Annotated in this window: 16 protein-coding genes; 10 read left to right on the top strand and 6 right to left on the bottom strand. The window is 72.6% G+C overall.

Features of this window, described 5'->3' with window-relative positions; genetic code table 11:
• Positions 1-6 precede the first annotated feature (6 nt).
• From ACZ7LE_RS06315 to ACZ7LE_RS06305, 3 genes are all read left to right on the top strand, one after another.
• Positions 7-903: a phosphotransferase enzyme family protein gene (locus ACZ7LE_RS06315; protein WP_470402453.1), complete on the top strand. Its 897-nt coding sequence runs from the start codon at positions 7-9 to the stop codon at positions 901-903.
• 40 nt (positions 904-943) lie between these two features.
• Positions 944-2,086, top strand: coding sequence for an epoxide hydrolase family protein (locus ACZ7LE_RS06310; RefSeq protein ID WP_470402452.1), 1,143 nt, complete (start codon positions 944-946; stop codon positions 2,084-2,086).
• 149 nt (positions 2,087-2,235) lie between these two features.
• Entirely contained in the window at positions 2,236-2,643 is a 408-nt protein-coding gene (locus ACZ7LE_RS06305; protein WP_470402451.1) for a RidA family protein, read from the top strand.
• On the opposite strand, the gene ACZ7LE_RS06300 is transcribed toward ACZ7LE_RS06305, so the two are convergent.
• Positions 2,604-3,287, bottom strand: a complete 684-nt coding sequence (locus ACZ7LE_RS06300) for a TetR/AcrR family transcriptional regulator (RefSeq protein WP_470402450.1) — start codon at positions 3,285-3,287, stop codon at positions 2,604-2,606. The two genes, ACZ7LE_RS06305 and ACZ7LE_RS06300, sit on opposite strands and share 40 nt — an antisense overlap.
• Before the next feature lie 49 nt (positions 3,288-3,336).
• Positions 3,337-4,086: a class I SAM-dependent DNA methyltransferase gene (locus tag ACZ7LE_RS06295; protein WP_470402449.1), complete on the bottom strand. Its 750-nt coding sequence runs from the start codon at positions 4,084-4,086 to the stop codon at positions 3,337-3,339.
• 94 nt (positions 4,087-4,180) lie between these two features.
• On the opposite strand from ACZ7LE_RS06295, the gene sigJ reads away from it, so the two are divergent.
• Positions 4,181-5,137, top strand: coding sequence for an RNA polymerase sigma factor SigJ (gene sigJ, locus ACZ7LE_RS06290; RefSeq protein ID WP_470402448.1), 957 nt, complete (start codon positions 4,181-4,183; stop codon positions 5,135-5,137).
• Here sigJ and ACZ7LE_RS06285 read toward each other — a convergent pair.
• Both ACZ7LE_RS06285 and ACZ7LE_RS06280 read right to left on the bottom strand, forming a co-directional pair.
• Positions 5,103-5,846, bottom strand: a complete 744-nt coding sequence (locus tag ACZ7LE_RS06285) for an SDR family oxidoreductase (protein ID WP_470402447.1) — start codon at positions 5,844-5,846, stop codon at positions 5,103-5,105. The genes sigJ and ACZ7LE_RS06285 overlap by 35 nt on opposite strands.
• Positions 5,847-5,939: 93 nt before the next feature.
• Positions 5,940-7,559 (bottom strand): ABC-F family ATP-binding cassette domain-containing protein, encoded by a 1,620-nt coding sequence (locus ACZ7LE_RS06280; protein ID WP_470402446.1) that lies wholly within the window; start codon positions 7,557-7,559, stop codon positions 5,940-5,942.
• A 126-nt stretch (positions 7,560-7,685) separates the two neighbouring features.
• Here ACZ7LE_RS06280 and ACZ7LE_RS06275 point away from each other — a divergent pair, with 126 nt between their 5' ends.
• The 4 genes from ACZ7LE_RS06275 (at position 7,686) to ACZ7LE_RS06260 (ending at position 11,078) form a co-directional block, all read left to right on the top strand.
• The gene (locus ACZ7LE_RS06275) at positions 7,686-7,958 is read left to right on the top strand and encodes an exodeoxyribonuclease VII small subunit (protein WP_470402445.1); all 273 of its coding nucleotides are present in this window, start codon (positions 7,686-7,688) and stop codon (positions 7,956-7,958) included.
• Positions 7,955-8,881 carry a carbohydrate kinase family protein gene (locus ACZ7LE_RS06270; protein ID WP_470402444.1) on the top strand — a complete coding sequence of 309 codons (927 nt, stop codon included), beginning with the start codon at positions 7,955-7,957 and terminating at the stop codon, positions 8,879-8,881. The genes ACZ7LE_RS06275 and ACZ7LE_RS06270 overlap by 4 nt, the downstream gene beginning before the upstream one ends.
• A gap of 8 nt (positions 8,882-8,889) precedes the next feature.
• Positions 8,890-9,540, top strand: coding sequence for a carbonic anhydrase (locus ACZ7LE_RS06265; RefSeq protein WP_470403285.1), 651 nt, complete (start codon positions 8,890-8,892; stop codon positions 9,538-9,540).
• Positions 9,541-9,632: 92 nt separating this feature from the next.
• Positions 9,633-11,078 (top strand): class II fumarate hydratase, encoded by a 1,446-nt coding sequence (locus ACZ7LE_RS06260; protein ID WP_470402443.1) that lies wholly within the window; start codon positions 9,633-9,635, stop codon positions 11,076-11,078.
• Between the two features lie 68 nt (positions 11,079-11,146).
• Here the strand turns inward: ACZ7LE_RS06260 and ACZ7LE_RS06255 are convergent, their stop codons facing one another.
• Together ACZ7LE_RS06255 and ACZ7LE_RS06250 are read right to left on the bottom strand one after the other, a co-directional pair.
• A complete protein-coding gene (locus ACZ7LE_RS06255) occupies positions 11,147-11,914 on the bottom strand; it encodes a GOLPH3/VPS74 family protein (RefSeq protein ID WP_470402442.1) in 768 nt (255 codons plus the stop codon).
• A gap of 272 nt (positions 11,915-12,186) precedes the next feature.
• The gene (locus ACZ7LE_RS06250) at positions 12,187-13,446 is read right to left on the bottom strand and encodes a PhoH family protein (protein WP_470403284.1); all 1,260 of its coding nucleotides are present in this window, start codon (positions 13,444-13,446) and stop codon (positions 12,187-12,189) included.
• A gap of 504 nt (positions 13,447-13,950) precedes the next feature.
• On the opposite strand from ACZ7LE_RS06250, the gene ACZ7LE_RS06245 reads away from it, so the two are divergent.
• Complete coding sequence (locus ACZ7LE_RS06245; RefSeq protein WP_470402441.1) at positions 13,951-14,514, top strand: DUF1697 domain-containing protein; 564 nt, start codon at positions 13,951-13,953, stop codon at positions 14,512-14,514.
• Between the two features lie 112 nt (positions 14,515-14,626).
• Positions 14,627-15,919 carry a Na+/H+ antiporter NhaA gene (nhaA, locus tag ACZ7LE_RS06240; RefSeq protein ID WP_470402440.1) on the top strand — a complete coding sequence of 431 codons (1,293 nt, stop codon included), beginning with the start codon at positions 14,627-14,629 and terminating at the stop codon, positions 15,917-15,919.
• The last annotated feature ends 20 nt before the right edge of the window (positions 15,920-15,939 follow it).

Genomic DNA, 15,939 nt, shown 5'->3' with positions numbered 1-15,939 from the left:
GGCGAGATGGACGCTCAGGCACTCGGCACGGCCCTGCTGAACCACTGGCGACTGGACGCGACGGCGGTCACGGCGATCGACGGCGGCATGAACTCCAGGACGTGGCTGGTTCGTGCGGGCGACACCTCCTACGTCGCCAAGCGGGTCTCCGCGGCGGACGTGGAGCTGCTGGCCGCAGGATGCTCGGTCGCCGAGCAGCTGGGGCGCGCGGGCCTGACCACCGGCAGGCCGGTGCGCACCGTGCTCGGCGCGCTCGTCGCACCGGGCGAGCGGCTGGCGCTCCTCGAGCACGTCCCCGGCCGAGAGCTCGGCGGGACGACGGTCGAGGAGCAGCGCTGGATCGGGGCCACCCTGGCCCAGGTGCACCACGCCGGCGCCCCCGCACGACAGGAACCGGGCGCCACCGGGTTCTTCGGCTGGCTGACGGCGGACGCGCCCGGTGTGCGCGACCACCCCTGGCTCCCTCGCGCGGTGGACACGGCCCGCGAGGCGACCGACGGCCTGACCGTCACCTGGTCCGTCCTGCACACCGATCCCGCGCCCGAGGCGTTCCGGTACGACGCCGCCGCCGACGCCGTCGGCCTGATCGACTGGACGGGCGCGTGCCGCGGCCCCGTGCTGTACGACGTCGCCTCCGCCGTGATGTATCTCGGCGGGCCGGAGCGAGCGGGGGCGTTCCTGGACGCCTACGCGGCCGCGGGCCCGCTCGACGGGTCAGAGCTGCGCCACCTCGACGCGTTCCGCCGGTTCCGCTTCGCGGTACAGGGGGCGTACTTCGCCCGGCGGCTGACCGAGCGTGACCTGACCGGCGTCCGCGACCAGCGCGACAACGAGCGCGGGCTCGAGGACGCCCGGCGCGGCCTGGAAAGCCTCGCAACGCCTGCCTCAGGCGAATCGAAGTAGCGGACAGAACCTGTCCGCCTCTCCTGGAAAGGTAGCTGTCATGACCGAGAACACCGCACTCACCCCGTTCCGCATCGACATCCCCCAGGCCGATCTCGACGACCTGCTCGACCGGCTCGCCCGCACGCGGCGGCCCGTCCCCGTCCCCGGCCGCGACGACCGCGCGGACTTCAGCCGCGGCATCCCGCAGGCCTACCTCACGGAGCTCGCTGAGTACTGGCGCGACGGGTTCGACTGGCGCGCGCAGGAGGCGGCGCTCAACGCCTACGAGCAGCTCACGACCGTCGTCGACGGCCAGACGTTCCACGTCGTGCACGTGCGTTCGGCCAACCCGGACGCCACCCCGATCATCCTCAGCCACGGCTGGCCGGGCTCGTTCGTCGAGTACCAGCGCCTGATCCCGCTGCTCACCGACGAGTTCCACGTGGTGATCCCGTCGCTGCCGGGCTTCGGGTTCTCGACGCCGCTGTCGGGAACGGGCTGGGAGGTCGCGCGGACGACCGAGGCCTACGCCGAGATCATGACGCGGCTCGGCTACGAACGGTTCGCCGCGCACGGCACCGACATCGGCGCGGGCACCACGGGCCGGCTGGCCGCGCTCTACCCCGAGCGAGTCATCGGCACCCACGTGGGCAGTGACGGCAGGTCGCTCGGGATGGTCGGCGACAAGTTCCCCTACCCCGAGGGCCTGACCGAGGACGAGATCGCGCAGATCGAGGCCGTCCGGGCCAAGGACGGCGCCGAGCGCGGCTACTTCGAGATGCAGAACCACCGCCCCGACACGATCGGCGCGGCCCTGGTCGACTCCCCCGTGGGCCAGCTCGCGTGGATCGCCGAGAAGTTCCAGACCTGGACCAACCCCGCCCGTCCGACGCCGGACGAGTCGGTCGACCGCGACCAGCTCCTGACGAACGTCAGCCTGTACTGGTTCACCCGCAGCGGCGCCTCCAGCGCGCAGTTCTACTACGAGGCCGAGCACTCGGGCCTCGACTGGATCGCCCCCTCGGGCGTGCCCGCGGCCTGGGCGGTGTTCGACACCCACCCGCTGATGCGCCGCGCGCTGGACCCGTGGAACGCCGTCAGCCACTGGAGCGAGTTCGCCGAGGGCGGGCACTTCCCCGCGATGGAGGAGCCCGAGCTGCTCGCGAACGACATCCGCGACTTCTTCCGCAACCTCGACTGAGCCGGGCCTCCTCCGCCGCTCGGCCCGCGCCGGTCGGGCTCGCCGCCCGCCCGGCCGGCGTGATCCTGGCCACACCTTCTCGATAACATAGCATTGCAGTGTTATGTTTTAGGCGTTCGAGCAGACCGTGGAGAAGAAGGAGCAGGGCGATGACCGTCAAGCTGGTGCACCCCGAAGGTGTCAACCGCGTCGACGTCCACCACCAGGTGGCCGACACGCAGGGTTCGCGCACCATCTACCTCGCCGGCCAGGTGTCGTGGGACACCGAGGGCAATCTCGTGGGCCGGGACGACGTGGCCGCGCAGGCCGAGAAGGCCTACCTGAACATCGCCGCCGCGCTCGACGCGGTCGGGGCGACGGCGGCCGACCTGGCCAAGGTCACCGTCTACATCGTCGACCTCGACGCCGAGAAGGCCGAGCAGTTCGTCGTCGGGCGCGAGCGGGCTGCCGCGACGCTGGGCGTCGAGCTCCAGCAACCCAGCACGTGGATCGGCGTCACCGCGCTGGCCGCGCCCGGCTACGTGGTCGAGGTCGACGCCATCGCCGTGCTGCCCTGAACCGTCCGGCCCCGAGGCGCCCCGCCCCGAGGCGGCCGCAGCGCGACCCAGCCGGCCTCGACCGAGCGCCGGCACACCGCGGGATCGTCGCCGGCCGCGACGATCACCGCGGTGAGCAGGGGAACCCCCGAGGCGAGCGTGCGCCGGGAGGCGACCCGGCTCACGACCAGCGACACGATCCCGTGGCTCACGGTCCACACCTCGGTGGCGAGCCGCTCGGGGTCGGCGTCCTCGGCGATGCGCCCCGCGTCCCGACACCGCCCCGCGGCGCGCACGAGGTAGCCGAGGGTCGCCTCGGCGGCCGCGACGTCCTCGAGCTCGACGGTCGCGTCGAACATGACCCGGTAGAGGTCGGGGAACTCGAGCGCGTTGACGACGTAGGCCGCCACCCCCGCCACGAGGTCCTCGACGGGGTCCTCCGGCACGACGAGCGCCTCGAACCGCGCCGCCAGCCGCGTGAAGCCCTCCTGGCGCAGCGCGCGCCACACGCCGTCCATCCCGCCGAAGTAGGTGTAGACCGCCATCGTCGAGACCCCGGTCCCGTCGACGAGCGACCGCAGCGTGATCGGTTCGCGCTCGCGCAGCATCCGCGCCGCACGCTCCAGGAGCTGCGTGCGCACCGCCGGGTCCTTCTGCCTCGCCATGCGGGAATCCTATGACATGGCGCTGCCATGTAAAGGACGCGCCGCGCCCCTAGCCCCGGCGGGCCACGAACACCCATTCCAGGCCCGGCCGGTCGGGCGCGTCCAGCACCTCCTCGACCGTGAACCCGGCGGCGGCCAGCGACGCCTCCACCTCGTCGCGCCCCCGGAACCGCAGGGTCGAGACCGAGGTGACCACGTCGCCGTCGGGCAACAGGCCGGGCGGGAAGCGGTAGGTGTGCTGGAAGGTGACCAGCGGGAGCGCGACCTCCAGCAGCTCGGTCCAGGTCTCGACCTCGCCGACGCCGGGGATCGTGCGGCGGGCCGACCCGTTCTCACGCGTCCAGCCGAGCCAGGCCTGGCGCGCGGGGACCCGGGTCTCGAAGACGAGGACGCCGCCGGGCCGGAGCGCGTCGTGGACCGCCGCGAGCGCCCGCGCCCAGTCGTCGTCGCCGGTGAAGACCTGCGCCACGTTGCCGGTCATCGTCGCGAGGTCGGCCGCGAGGCCCAGCCCGGCGACGGCGTCGGCCCCGCCCTCGACCCAGGTGACGTCCTCGGCGCCGGGCTTGCGGCGGGCCACCTCCAGGGATGCGGCGGCGGGGTCGACGCCGGTGACGGCGAGGCCGCGCGCGGCCAGGAGCAGGGCGAGCACGCCGGTGCCGCAGCCGACGTCGACCACGCTGCGGGCGCCCAGCCGCTCGGCGAGGCCGGCGTACAGGTCGAGGTCGCTGCGGTCGTCGTCGAAGGCGTCGTAGAGGCGCGCGAGGCGGGGATCCACGAAGATCGGGTCGGGTGTGGTCATGGCAACATGTTCGCCCGCCGTCGAACCCGTCCCAAGCACATTTCGTCGGTTACGGTCGGGAAGGCACGAGACCTGCACTACCCGGGAGAGCACGATGACAGGCGATGTGGACACGCTCGATGACGCCGCGGAGGTCTTCGCGTCGGCCCGCCGCCGGCTGTTCGGCATCGCCTACCGCATGCTCGGCTCCGCCGCGGAGGCCGAGGACGTGGTGCAGGAGACCTGGGTGCGGTGGCAGACGACGGACCGGTCGGTCGTCGTCAACCCGCAGGCGTTCCTGACGACGGCGGCGACCCGGCTGGCGATCAACGTGCTGCAGAGCGCGCGGTCGCGCCGCGAGACGTACGTCGGTCCGTGGCTGCCGGAGCCGGTGGACACGAGCGCGGACCCGACGCTGGGCGCGGAACGCGCCGAGGCCCTGGACGTCGCGGTGCTGGTGCTGCTGGAGAAGCTCTCCCCCACGGAGCGCGCCGCGTACGTGCTGCGTGAGGCGTTCGACTACGGGTACCCGGAGATCGCCCAGATCGTGGGCGTCTCCCCCACCGCCACCCGCCAGCTCGTGAGCCGGGCCCGCAAGCACCTCGCCTCGGAGCGCACGAACGCGGTGAGCGACACGGCCCGCCGTGAGCTGCTCACGGCGTTCCTCGCCGCGGCCCGGGTGGGCGACGTCGCCCGGCTGGAGCGGCTGTTCGCCGAGGACGTCGTGACGCGCGCGGACAGCAACGGCCGGGCCAAGCACGTCGCCCGGGTCGCGGTCCAGGGCCGGACCAAGGTGGCCCGGGTCCTGTCGTCGTTCGCGGAGGAGTTCTGGGCGGGCATCACCACGCGTCCGATCGAGGTCAACGGTGCCGAGGGCTTCGCGATGGAGCGGGACGGCGCGCTGGTCGGCGTCCTGTCCGTCGTGGTGTCCGACGCGGGCGTGCACGAGCTGATGTGGCAGATGAACCCCGACAAGATGGCGCCGCTCCGGCGGGCCTGGGCGGACCAGGCCGCGCCGGAGGCGGGCACCGGGGAGGCTACGCCTGAGCCGCCCGCCACTGCTCGTAGCTGACCTCGCCGAGCTGGGCCTCCCCCGCGGGGACGAGCTCGGCGTCCTTGAGCTCCGCCCCGAAGTAGGTCGCGCTCGGGTCGGCGCGCACCTCGCGGGGGTCGTCCTTCGAGGCGAGGTGCTTGCGCACGATCTCGTCGAACCCGAAGGTCTCGGGGCCGGCGATCTCCATGGTCGCGCCGAGCGGCGTGCCCGCGGCGGTCCGGCCGACGAACCTGGCGACGTCCGCCGAGGCGATCGGCTGGAAGCGGACGGGCGCGATGTGGACGACGCCGTCGACGGTCGCCGTGTCGGCGATCGAGGCGAGGAACTCGAAGAACTGCGTGGACCGGACGATCGACCAGCCCGAGCCGGAGGCCTTGACCAGGTCCTCCTGCACGATCTTGGCGCGCATGTAGCCCGAGTCGATGCCGTCGGCGCCCACGATCGAGAGGATCACGTGGTGCTGCACGCCGGCCTTCTTCTCCGCCTCGAGCAGGTTGGTCGTCGAGGTGCGGAAGAAGTTGGTGACGTCCTCCTCGGCGAACGACGGCGAGTTGCTGAGGTCGATCACCACCTGCGCGCCCTCGAGCACCTCGTCAAGACCTTCACCGGTCAGGGTGTTCACGCCGGTCTGGGGCGCCGCGGCGACCGCCTCGTGCCCGTGCGCCTCCAGATTCTTCACGACCTGGCTGCCGACGAGGCCCGTGCCGCCGATGACCACGATCTTCATGGTGTGCTCCTTGGTTGGCGATGTTCGCGGACGGGCCGGGACGGCCCGTCACGTGTTCGACCGGGAGCACCCCGGATCTGTGACAGGCGCCGCTCAGCGCTCCCGCTCGACCCGCCGTTCGTCCCAGACCGGCTCCGGGGTCTCGCGCACGATGCCGTCGGAGCCGAAGACCAGGTACCGGTCGAACGACCGCGCGAACCAGCGGTCGTGGGTCACGGCCAGCACCGTGCCGTCGAAGGACTCCAGGCCCTCCTGCAGCGCCTCGGCCGACTCCAGGTCGAGGTTGTCGGTGGGCTCGTCGAGCAGCAGCGCCGTCGAGCCCGCGAGCTCCAGCAGGAGGATCTGGAACCGGGCCTGCTGACCGCCTGACAGCCGGTCGAACGGCCGCTCGGCCGCCACCGTGAGCTCGTAGCGCCGCAGCCGTGCCATCGCCTTGCCCTTGTCCTGCGCGTGGTCCTCCCACAGGATGTCGAGCAGCGCCCGGCCGAACAGTTCGGGGTGCGCGTGCGTCTGCGCGAAGTGGCCGGCCACCACGCGCGCCCCGAGCTTCCACGAGCCCGTGTGCGCCACATCGCCGCCCGCGAGCAGCCGCAGGAAGTGGGACTTGCCCGACCCGTTGGAGCCCAGCACCGCGACCCGCTCGCCGTAGAAGATCTCCAGGTCGAACGGCTTCATGAGCCCCGTGAGCTCCAGCCCCTCGCAGGTCACGGCCCGCAGGCCCGTGCGCCCGCCGCGCAGGTGCATCGTGATGTCCTGCTCGCGCGGCGGCTCGGGCGGCGGGCCGACCTCCTCGAACTTCTTGAGCCGGGTCTGCGCCGCCCGGTAGCGCGAGGCCATGTCGGGGCTGCTCGCGGCCTGGTTGCGCAGGGTCAGCACGAGCTTCTTGAGCTGCGCGTGCTTCTCGTCCCAGCGCCGGCGCAGCTCCTCGAACCGCGCGAACCGCTCGCGCCGGGCCTCGTGGAACGTCGCGAAGCCGCCACCGTGCACCCAGGCGTCGGCCCCCGCCGGGCCGGGCTCCAGCGACACGATGCGGTCGGCCACCGTCGAGAGCAGCTCCCGGTCGTGCGACACGAACAGGACGGTCTTGCGGGTGGCCTTGAGCTGCTCCTCCAGCCACCGCTTGCCCGGCACGTCCAGGTAGTTGTCCGGCTCGTCGAGCAGCAGCACCTCGTCGGTGCCGCGCAGGAGCGCCTCCAGCACGAGCCGCTTCTGCTCGCCGCCCGACATGGTCCGCACCTCGCGGAACTGTGCGCGGTCGTACGGCACGCCGAGCGCGGCCATGGTGCACACGTCCCAGAGCGTCTCGGCCTCGTAGCCGCGCACCTCGGCCCAGTCCGACAGGGCCTGCGCGTACGCCATCTGGGCGTCCTCGTCGTCGACGGTGAGCATCGCGTGCTCGGCCTCGTCGACCGCGCGGGCCGCCTGCTGCAGGCGCGCGTCCGAGACGGAGACGAGCAGGTCGCGCACCGTGGTCTCGTCGCGCACCGAGCCCACGAACTGGCGCATCACGCCGAGCCCGCCGCTGACCACCACGGAGCCACCGTGCGGCTCCAGCTCGCCGGTGATGAGGCGCAGGAGCGTCGTCTTGCCCGCACCGTTGGGGCCGACGATCGCCGTCGCGCTGCCCTCGCCCACGCGGAACGAGACGTCCCCCAGGAGGGTCCGGCCGTCCGGCAGGTGGTACTCGGCGTGCGCGACTTCTAGATGGCCCATGGGTCACCATGGTCCGATGCCGGACCGGCCGGGACCAAACTGATTCTGCGCCGCCGGCCGGGGTCGCCTGTCGAACCTGTGGACAGCGGACCCCGGATGTCGGCGGTGTGCTGTTGACTGTTCCCCGTGAGTACAGATGCTGTGACCGGTACCGATCCCACGAAGGACGCGCCCGACGTCGCCTCCCTCAGCTACGAGCAGGCGCGCGACGAGCTCGTGCAGGTCGTCGGCCGGCTGGAGGCCGGCGGCGAGCCGCTGGAGGCGTCCCTCGCGCTCTGGGAGCGTGGTGAGGCCCTGGCCGCTCGCTGCCAGGAGTGGCTCGACGGCGCCCGCGAGCGCCTCGCCGCCGCGCAGAACGCGTCGACGGCGGCGGCCGACTCGCCGGAGGACGTCGAGTGAGCGCGCACGTCCTCGCCGTGGGCGAGGCCCTGGTGGACGAGGTGCGCCGGCCCGACGGCTCCTCGGCCGAGCATCCCGGCGGCAGCATCGCCAACGTGGCCCTCACGCTGGGTCGCCTGGGCCGGGAGGTCCGGCTCGCGACGTGGCTCGGAGCCGACGCGCGGGGCGACCTCGTGCGCGGCTGGCTCGCGGAGTCCCAGGTGGGCCTCGTCGAGGGCAGCGACGGCGCGGAGCGCACCAGCGTCGCGGTGGCCACGCTGGACGACGCCGGTTCGGCCAGCTACGACTTCGACCTCACCTGGCAGGTCCCCGCGGGCGCGCTGCCGGACGCCGCGGCGGGCGACGCGCTCGCCGTCCACACCGGCTCGATCGCGGCGATGCTCGAACCGGGCGCCGCGCAGGTGCGGCAGGTGCTCGAGGCCGCGCGGGCCACGTCGACCACGACCTACGACCCGAACGCCCGGCCCGCGATCATGGGCCCGGCCGACGAGGTGCGCCCTCGGGTCGAGGCGCTCGTGCAGCTCTCGGACGTGGTCAAGGTGAGCGACGAGGACCTGGCCTGGCTCTACCCGGGCACCGACCCGGTGGCCGTGGCCCGCGACTGGCAGCGCGGCACGCCCGCACTGGTGGTCGTCACCTTCGGTGGCAAGGGCGCGGTGGCCGTGTCCGACGCCGGGGAGGTCGAGGCCGTGGCGCCGAGCGTCGAGGTGGTCGACACCGTGGGCGCCGGCGACTCGTTCATGGGCGCCCTGATCGACGGCCTCTGGGAGCACGACCTGCTGGGCGCCGCCCGGCGGGACGCGCTGAACGCCGTCGCCACGGCCACGGTGCGGCGGCTGCTGGACCGCTGCGTCGCCGTCGCCGCCATCACCGTTTCCCGGGCGGGCGCCAACCCGCCGCGTCGTCAGGAGGTCGGCCTGTGAGCACCACGATGAACCCGGATCAGCTCAGCCCCAGCGAGGCCTGGACGCGGCTGCGGGAGGGGAACGAGCGGTTCGTCGCGGACACCCCCGCGCATCCGTCGCAGAACGCGGACCGGCGGCGTGAGCTGCAGGCCGCGCAGCACCCGCACACCGTGATCTTCGGCTGCTCGGACTCCCGGGTGGCCGCGGAGATCATCTTCGACCAGGGCCTGGGCGACGTGTTCGTGGTGCGCACCGCGGGGCACGTCGTGGACACCACCGTGGTCGGGTCGATCGAGTACGGGGTCGAGGTGCTCGGCGCCTCGCTCGTGGTGGTGCTGGGGCACGACTCGTGCGGGGCGGTCGCCGCCGCCGCGCACACGCTCGCCACGGGCGAGCAGCCCCCGGGCTTCGTGCGCGCCGTCGTGGACCGCGTCATCCCGTCCATCGCGAACATCACCTCGGGCGACCCGGCCCAGGCCATGACCGCGCTGTCCGACCAGAACGTGCTGCGCCGCGAGCACGTCAAGCACACCGTCGACATGCTGCACGGCTACTCGGCCGCGCTGGCCGACGCCGTCAAGGAGGGCCGGTGCGCCGTCGTCGGGCTGGAGTACGACCTGGCCGAGGGCAGCGCGCGCATGGTGAACGTGATCGGCGAGGTCGGCGAGCGGCCCTGACCGCCGGGTGACCGAGGGCTCGGGCGGGCCGGGGTGACACGAGTCACGCGCTGGGATGCGTCACCCGCCCGAGCCTGCGGCACGATAGACCCATGACTGCTGACACCGTCGTCTCGTCGGGCTCGTCCGAGCCCGGCGACACCAACGCCGCATACCGCATCGAGCACGACACCATGGGCGAGGTCCGCGTCCCCGCGAACGCCCTGTACCGAGCGCAGACGCAGCGTGCCGTCGAGAACTTCCCGATCTCCGGCACCCCGCTGGAGCGGGGCCACATCGAGGCCCTCGCCCGCGTGAAGAAGGCCGCCGCGACCGCGAACGCGGAGCTCGGGGTGCTCGACCAGGACATCGCCGACGCCATCGTCGCCGCGGCCGACGAGGTCGCCTCCGGCAAGCACGACGGCCACTTCCCGGTCGACGTCTACCAGACCGGCTCGGGCACGTCGTCGAACATGAACACCAACGAGGTGCTCGCGACGCTCGCCACGGCTTCGCTCGGCAAGGACGTGCACCCGAACGACCACGTCAACGCGTCGCAGTCCTCGAACGACGTGTTCCCCACCTCGGTGCACGTCGCCGCGACGTCGGGTGTGGTCAACGACCTGATCCCCGCGCTCACGCACCTGGCCGACGCGCTGCAGGCAAAGTCCGACGAGTACGCCACCGTCGTGAAGTCGGGCCGCACGCACCTGATGGACGCCACCCCGGTCACCCTCGGCCAGGAGTTCGGCGGGTACGCCGCCGCGATCCGCTACGGCGTCGAGCGCCTGCAGTCCGCGCTGCCGCGCGCCGCCGAGGTCCCGCTGGGCGGCACCGCCGTGGGCACCGGCATCAACACCCCCGCCGGGTTCCCGCAGCGGGTCATCGCGCTGCTCGCGCAGGACACGGGCCTGCCGCTGACCGAGGCGCGCGACCACTTCGAGGCGCAGTCGGCCCGCGACGGCCTGGTCGAGCTGTCGGGCGCGCTGCGCACCATCGCGGTCTCCGTGACCAAGATCTGCAACGACCTGCGCTGGATGGGCTCCGGCCCCAACACCGGCCTGGGCGAGATCGCGCTGCCCGACCTGCAGCCGGGCTCCTCGATCATGCCGGGCAAGGTCAACCCCGTCATCCCCGAGGCCGTGCTCATGGTGTGCGCGCGCGTCATCGGCAACGACGCCACCGTGGCGTGGGCCGGCGCGAGCGGCTCCTTCGAGCTGAACGTGCAGATCCCGGTGATCGCGCAGGGCGTGCTGGAGTCCATCCGCCTGCTGTCGAACGCGTCGCGCGTGCTGGCGGACAAGACGATCGTGGGCATCACCGCCAACGTCGAGCGCGCCCGCGCGCTGGCCGAGTCGTCGCCGTCGATCGTCACGCCGCTCAACCGCGCGATCGGCTACGAGGCCGCCGCCAAGGTGGCCAAGCACGCGGTCAAGGAGGGCATCACGGTGCGTCAGGCCGTGCTCGACCTCGGCTTCGTCGAGCGCGGCGAGGTCACCGAGGAGCAGCTCGACACGGCCCTCGACGTCCTGTCGATGACGCGTCCGCCGCAGGCCTGAGCCACCCGGTACGCACACGAGGGCCGCTTCCAGGACGGAAGCGGCCCTCGTGTGTGCGGCGGGGTAGGTCAGGCGACCGGGGTGCCCTCGGCAGCCGGGATCGCGGCGGCCTCGGCCTCCGCGGCCTCCTTGGTGTTCGCGATGATGACGGCGGCGGCGACCGCGGCACCGACGGTCGCGACGGCCGCGACCGAGGCCGCGATGGCGACCTGCGTGGCGACGGTGGCGACGCCCCACTCGCTGCCGGCGATCTCCTCGGCGCGGTCCTGGGCGGCCTTGCGCTGCTCCTTGCCGACCAGGCCGGAGATCAGGCCGGAGCCGTGCAGCAGGGAGATGAGGGTGGCGGTGCGCTCGTCGGGCTCCGCGCCCTCGACGAGGACCTTGGTGAGGTTCGCGCGCAGGGCGGTCTCGTGGGTCGAGTCGGGGGCCGGCCAGCGGGTGACGGGGAGCATGCGGAAGAGCTTGGTCTCCTCCTTCTCCAGGATGCCCCGCTCGACGAGCGCGGCCAGGAGGTTCTCCTCGGCGTCCTTGGAGATCGCCTCGACGACCTTGCGCGCGGGGGCGTCGGGCGTGGCGAGCACGGCCTGCAGCGCGGCGTCCAGGGCGACGTGGCCCACGGGGCTGTTGTCGGTCACGATGATCGTGGCGTCACCGGCCTTCTCGCGCTCCTCCTTGGTGGCGCCGGCCTCGGGCGCGCCCCGCAGCAGGGTCTTGCGCGCGTCGGAGAGGTCGGCCAGGAGCGCACCGGCGAGGCGAACACCCAGGTTGTCGACGTTGGCGGTCTTGCCCGTCTCGTCGTCGACGGCGAGCAGCAGGAAGTCTTCGGCAATCAGCATGGGGCAGATGCTATATCCGACAAGCGAGACACGCCCCGATTGAACCAGTGGCCGAGAACGTCACCCCGACCTATGACTATGGTTAGCCTTACCTAAGGTGCTATCCTCGGGATGCACGCAGCGGGAGGCAGGCAAGCCGGACATGCGGGGCTGGGGGGTTCCGTCCGGCCTGCCCGCCTCCCCAGTGCCAGAAGTTCCGAAGGTGCCAGAAGCCCAGGTCGTTTGCGGCGACCTGGGCTTCTGGTTTTCCGGAGAGAGTGCCCGCGAGGGCGTCAGACCTCCAGCCGCTCCAGCATGTCGGTCACCAGCGCCGCCACCGGCGAGCGCTCCGACCGGGTCAGGGTCACGTGCGCGAACAGCGGGTGCCCCTTGAGCGCCTCGATCACGGCCGCGACGCCGTCGTGCCGCCCGACCCGCAGGTTGTCGCGCTGCGCGACGTCGTGGGTGAGCACCACGCGCGAGCTCTGGCCGATGCGCGACAGCACCGTGAGCAGCACGTTCCGCTCCAGGGACTGCGCCTCGTCCACGATCACGAACGAGTCGTGCAGCGAGCGCCCGCGGATGTGCGTGAGCGGCAGCACCTCGAGCATGTCGCGGGCGATGACCTCCTCGACGACGTCGGGCGAGACCAGCGCCCCGAGCGTGTCGTAGACGGCCTGCGACCACGGGTTCATCTTCTCGGACTCGGAACCGGGCAGGTAGCCCAGCTCCTGCCCGCCCACCGCGTACAGCGGCCGGAAGACGAGCACCTTGCGGTGCTGCTGCCGCTCCAGCACGGACTCCAGGCCGGCGCACAGGGCGAGCGCCGACTTGCCCGTACCGGCCCGGCCGCCGAGGGAGACGATCCCGATCTCCTCGTCGAGCAGCAGGTCGATGGCGACGCGCTGCTCGGCCGAGCGACCGTGCACGCCGAACACCTCCTGGTCGCCCCGAACCAGCCGCACCTTCTTGTCCGGCGTCACCCGGCCGAGCGCGGAGCCGCCCGGCGAGTGCACCACCATGCCCGTGTGCACCAGCAGCGGCGCGGCCGCCTCGACCGTCGCGGGGTCCAGGCTCGCGATCTCGACGGACTCGTTCTCCCAGAGGGAGCCCATCTGCTCGTCCGAGAGGTCGATCTCGCGCATCCCGGTCCAGCCGGAGTCCACGGCCAGCTCGGCCCGGTACTCCTCGGCCTGCAGGCCCACGGCGGACGCCTTGACCCGCATGGGCAGGTCCTTGGAGACGACGGTGACGCTGCTGCCCTCGGCCGCCAGGTTGGCGGCCACGGCCAGGATGCGCGTGTCGTTGTCACCCAGGCGGAAGCCGGCGGGCAGGACGGAGGGGTCGATGTGGTTGAGCTCCACCCGGAGCGTGCCACCCGTGTCCCCCACCGGGACCGGTGAGTCGAGCCGGCCGTGCTGCACCCGCAGCTCGTCCAGCATCCGCAGGGCGCTCCGGGCGAAGTACCCGAGCTCGGCGTGGTGGCGCTTGGCCTCCAGCTCCGTGACCACGACGATCGGGAGTACGACGTCGTGCTCCGCGAACCGCAACATCGCCTTCGGGTCGCTCAACAGCACTGACGTGTCGATGACGAAGGTCCTGCGTTCGTCACCTGCCGCGCCGGCAGCGGCGTCGGCACTCTGGTCGGACGGACGGGTGGTGTGTGCGGAATGGCTCACTGCGGTTCTCCCTCCGGCGCCGAAACGCCGTGACAGCCTCGTCGCTACCTGGCGGGTACCGCCTGCCGGCGGAACCGACCCGGTCGAACCGGGGCTGGTGGATGGGCCGAGCGACCGACTCGGTGCGCCGCGTCGTGGCGCAGAGCCGGGGCCGGCCCTTCTCCACGGAGCGAGCACTCCATAGGTTGGCCTCCCGAAGGGGCGACTGGGTGCCGTCCCTGAGGTGGAAACTACGCGCCCTGCCATCCCGTGACCAGACCCACGCCCCGGCGGGTCGCAAGTTGTCACGAACTGTTCACATGGTGGCAATAGCTTGATTTTTACTCCAAGAAAGAGCAAAACTCGCAGGGAGGCACGCCCAGACGGCAGGATGGTCGCATGGCTTCCTTCGCCGTCCTGCTCCGGGCCGTGAACATCGGACCCGGCCTGCGCGTGTCGTCAGCGGACCTGCGCGGAGCCGCCGAGGACGCGGGTCTCGCCGACGTCCGCACCCTGCTGAACAGCGGCAATCTCGTGGTCACGCCCGGGACCTCCGGGGCCGGCAGCGCCGCCGACGTCGCCCGGCTGGTCGAGGAGCGACTGACCGAGCGCGTGGGCCAGGACGTGGCCGCCGTCGGGCTGAGCGCGGAGCGGCTGGAGACCATCGCCTCGGCCAACCCGTTCCCGGCCGCCGCCCGGGACGACCCGTCCCACCTGCAGGTGCACGTGCCGTTCGGCGAGCTCGACGAGGCGGGCATCGCCAAGCTCGACCTGGCCAGCCCCGGCCGGGAGATGCTCGCGACGGCCGCGGGCGTGCTGTACGTGCACTACGTGGACGGGATCGGCCGGTCCAAGCTCACGCCGAAGGTCATCGACCGGGCCGTCGGCGCGCCGACCACGGCCCGCAACTGGAACACGATCACCAAGCTGCGCGCCGCCTGCGCCGGGCTGGCCTCCAGGTAGTCCTCGGCCCGCGCCCGGTAGGGTGGAGTCCAGGGAGTGCCGGGAAGTCTGGTCGGCGTGGACCGGGTCGACCGGTCCGTGTCAGCCGACCCCGTACCCGAGAGGACGACCGTTGACCGGTTCCGCCCCCGCACCCATCCGAGCCCAGCGCCTGCGCACCTGGCTGTCCCGCGAGACGACCGGCGGCGCGCTGCTGATCGGGGCCGCGTTCCTCGCCCTGGTCTGGGCCAACTCCCCCTGGCGCGACTCCTACCAGGCGCTGTCCGACGCCGTCGTCGGCCCGGCCGCGATCGGGCCGATCCCGGTGCACCTCGACCTCTCCCTCGCCACCTGGGCGGCCGACGGGCTGCTCGCCATCTTCTTCTTCGTGGTGGGCGTGGAGCTCAAGCAGGAGTTCGTCGCCGGGAGCCTGCGCAACCCCCGGGAGGCCGGCGTCCCGATGATCGCCGCCGTGGGCGGCATGGCCGTGCCCGCGCTGATCTACGTGGCTGTCGTCCTGCTGCTCGGCGAGCCCGGTGCCCTGCACGGCTGGGCCATCCCGACCGCGACCGACATCGCGTTCGCGGTGGGTGTGCTGGCGATCTTCGGCCGGGGCCTGCCGGCGGCGATCCGGACGTTCCTGCTCACGCTGGCCGTCGTGGACGACCTGCTCGCGATCGTGGTCATCGCGATCTTCTACACCGAGGAGATCCACTGGCTGCCGCTGCTCGGCACGCTCGTCTGCGTCGCCCTGTTCGGCTGGCACGTGCGCTCGCGCCGGCCCCGGTGGTTCGTGCTGCTGCCGCTGGCCGTGGTGGCATGGGCCCTGATGCACGCGTCCGGCGTGCACGCGACGATCGCCGGCGTGCTGCTGGGGTTCACCGTCCCGGCGGTCGCGCTGCACGGCGAGGCGACGTCGCGCACCACGCAGTACGAACACCTGGTCCGGCCGTTCTCCTCCGGCTTCGCCCTGCCCGTGTTCGCGTTCTTCGCCGCGGGTGTGTCGCTCGTCGACGGCGCCGGGCCGGGCGCCGTGATCGGTCAGCCGGTCGTCCTCGCGATCGCCGCCGGCCTGGTCGTGGGCAAGCTCGTGGGGGTGCTGGGCACCACCGCGCTGGTCACCCGGATCACGCCGCTGCGCCTGCCCGACGGGATCGGCGTGCGCGACCTGCTGCCCGTGGGGCTGCTGGCCGGCATCGGGTTCACCGTGTCGCTGCTGATCAGCGAGCTGTCCTTCGGCGACTCGGAGCACACCGACGGCGCGAAGATCGCGATCCTCGGCGCGTCGGTGCTGGCGGCGATCCTGGGCGGCATCGCCCTGCGCCGGGACGCCCGGCAGGCCCGGACGACGGACATGAACCTCGACGGCCGCCCGGACGACGTCCGCGACTTCATCGGCGACGCCAAGGACCGCGAGACCCACTGACGCCCCCGCCGGTCGAGCCC

The sequence above is a fragment of the Promicromonospora sp. NPDC110617 genome (genome assembly GCF_055598465.1).
This window is presented reverse-complemented; position numbering and strand designations above follow the sequence as displayed.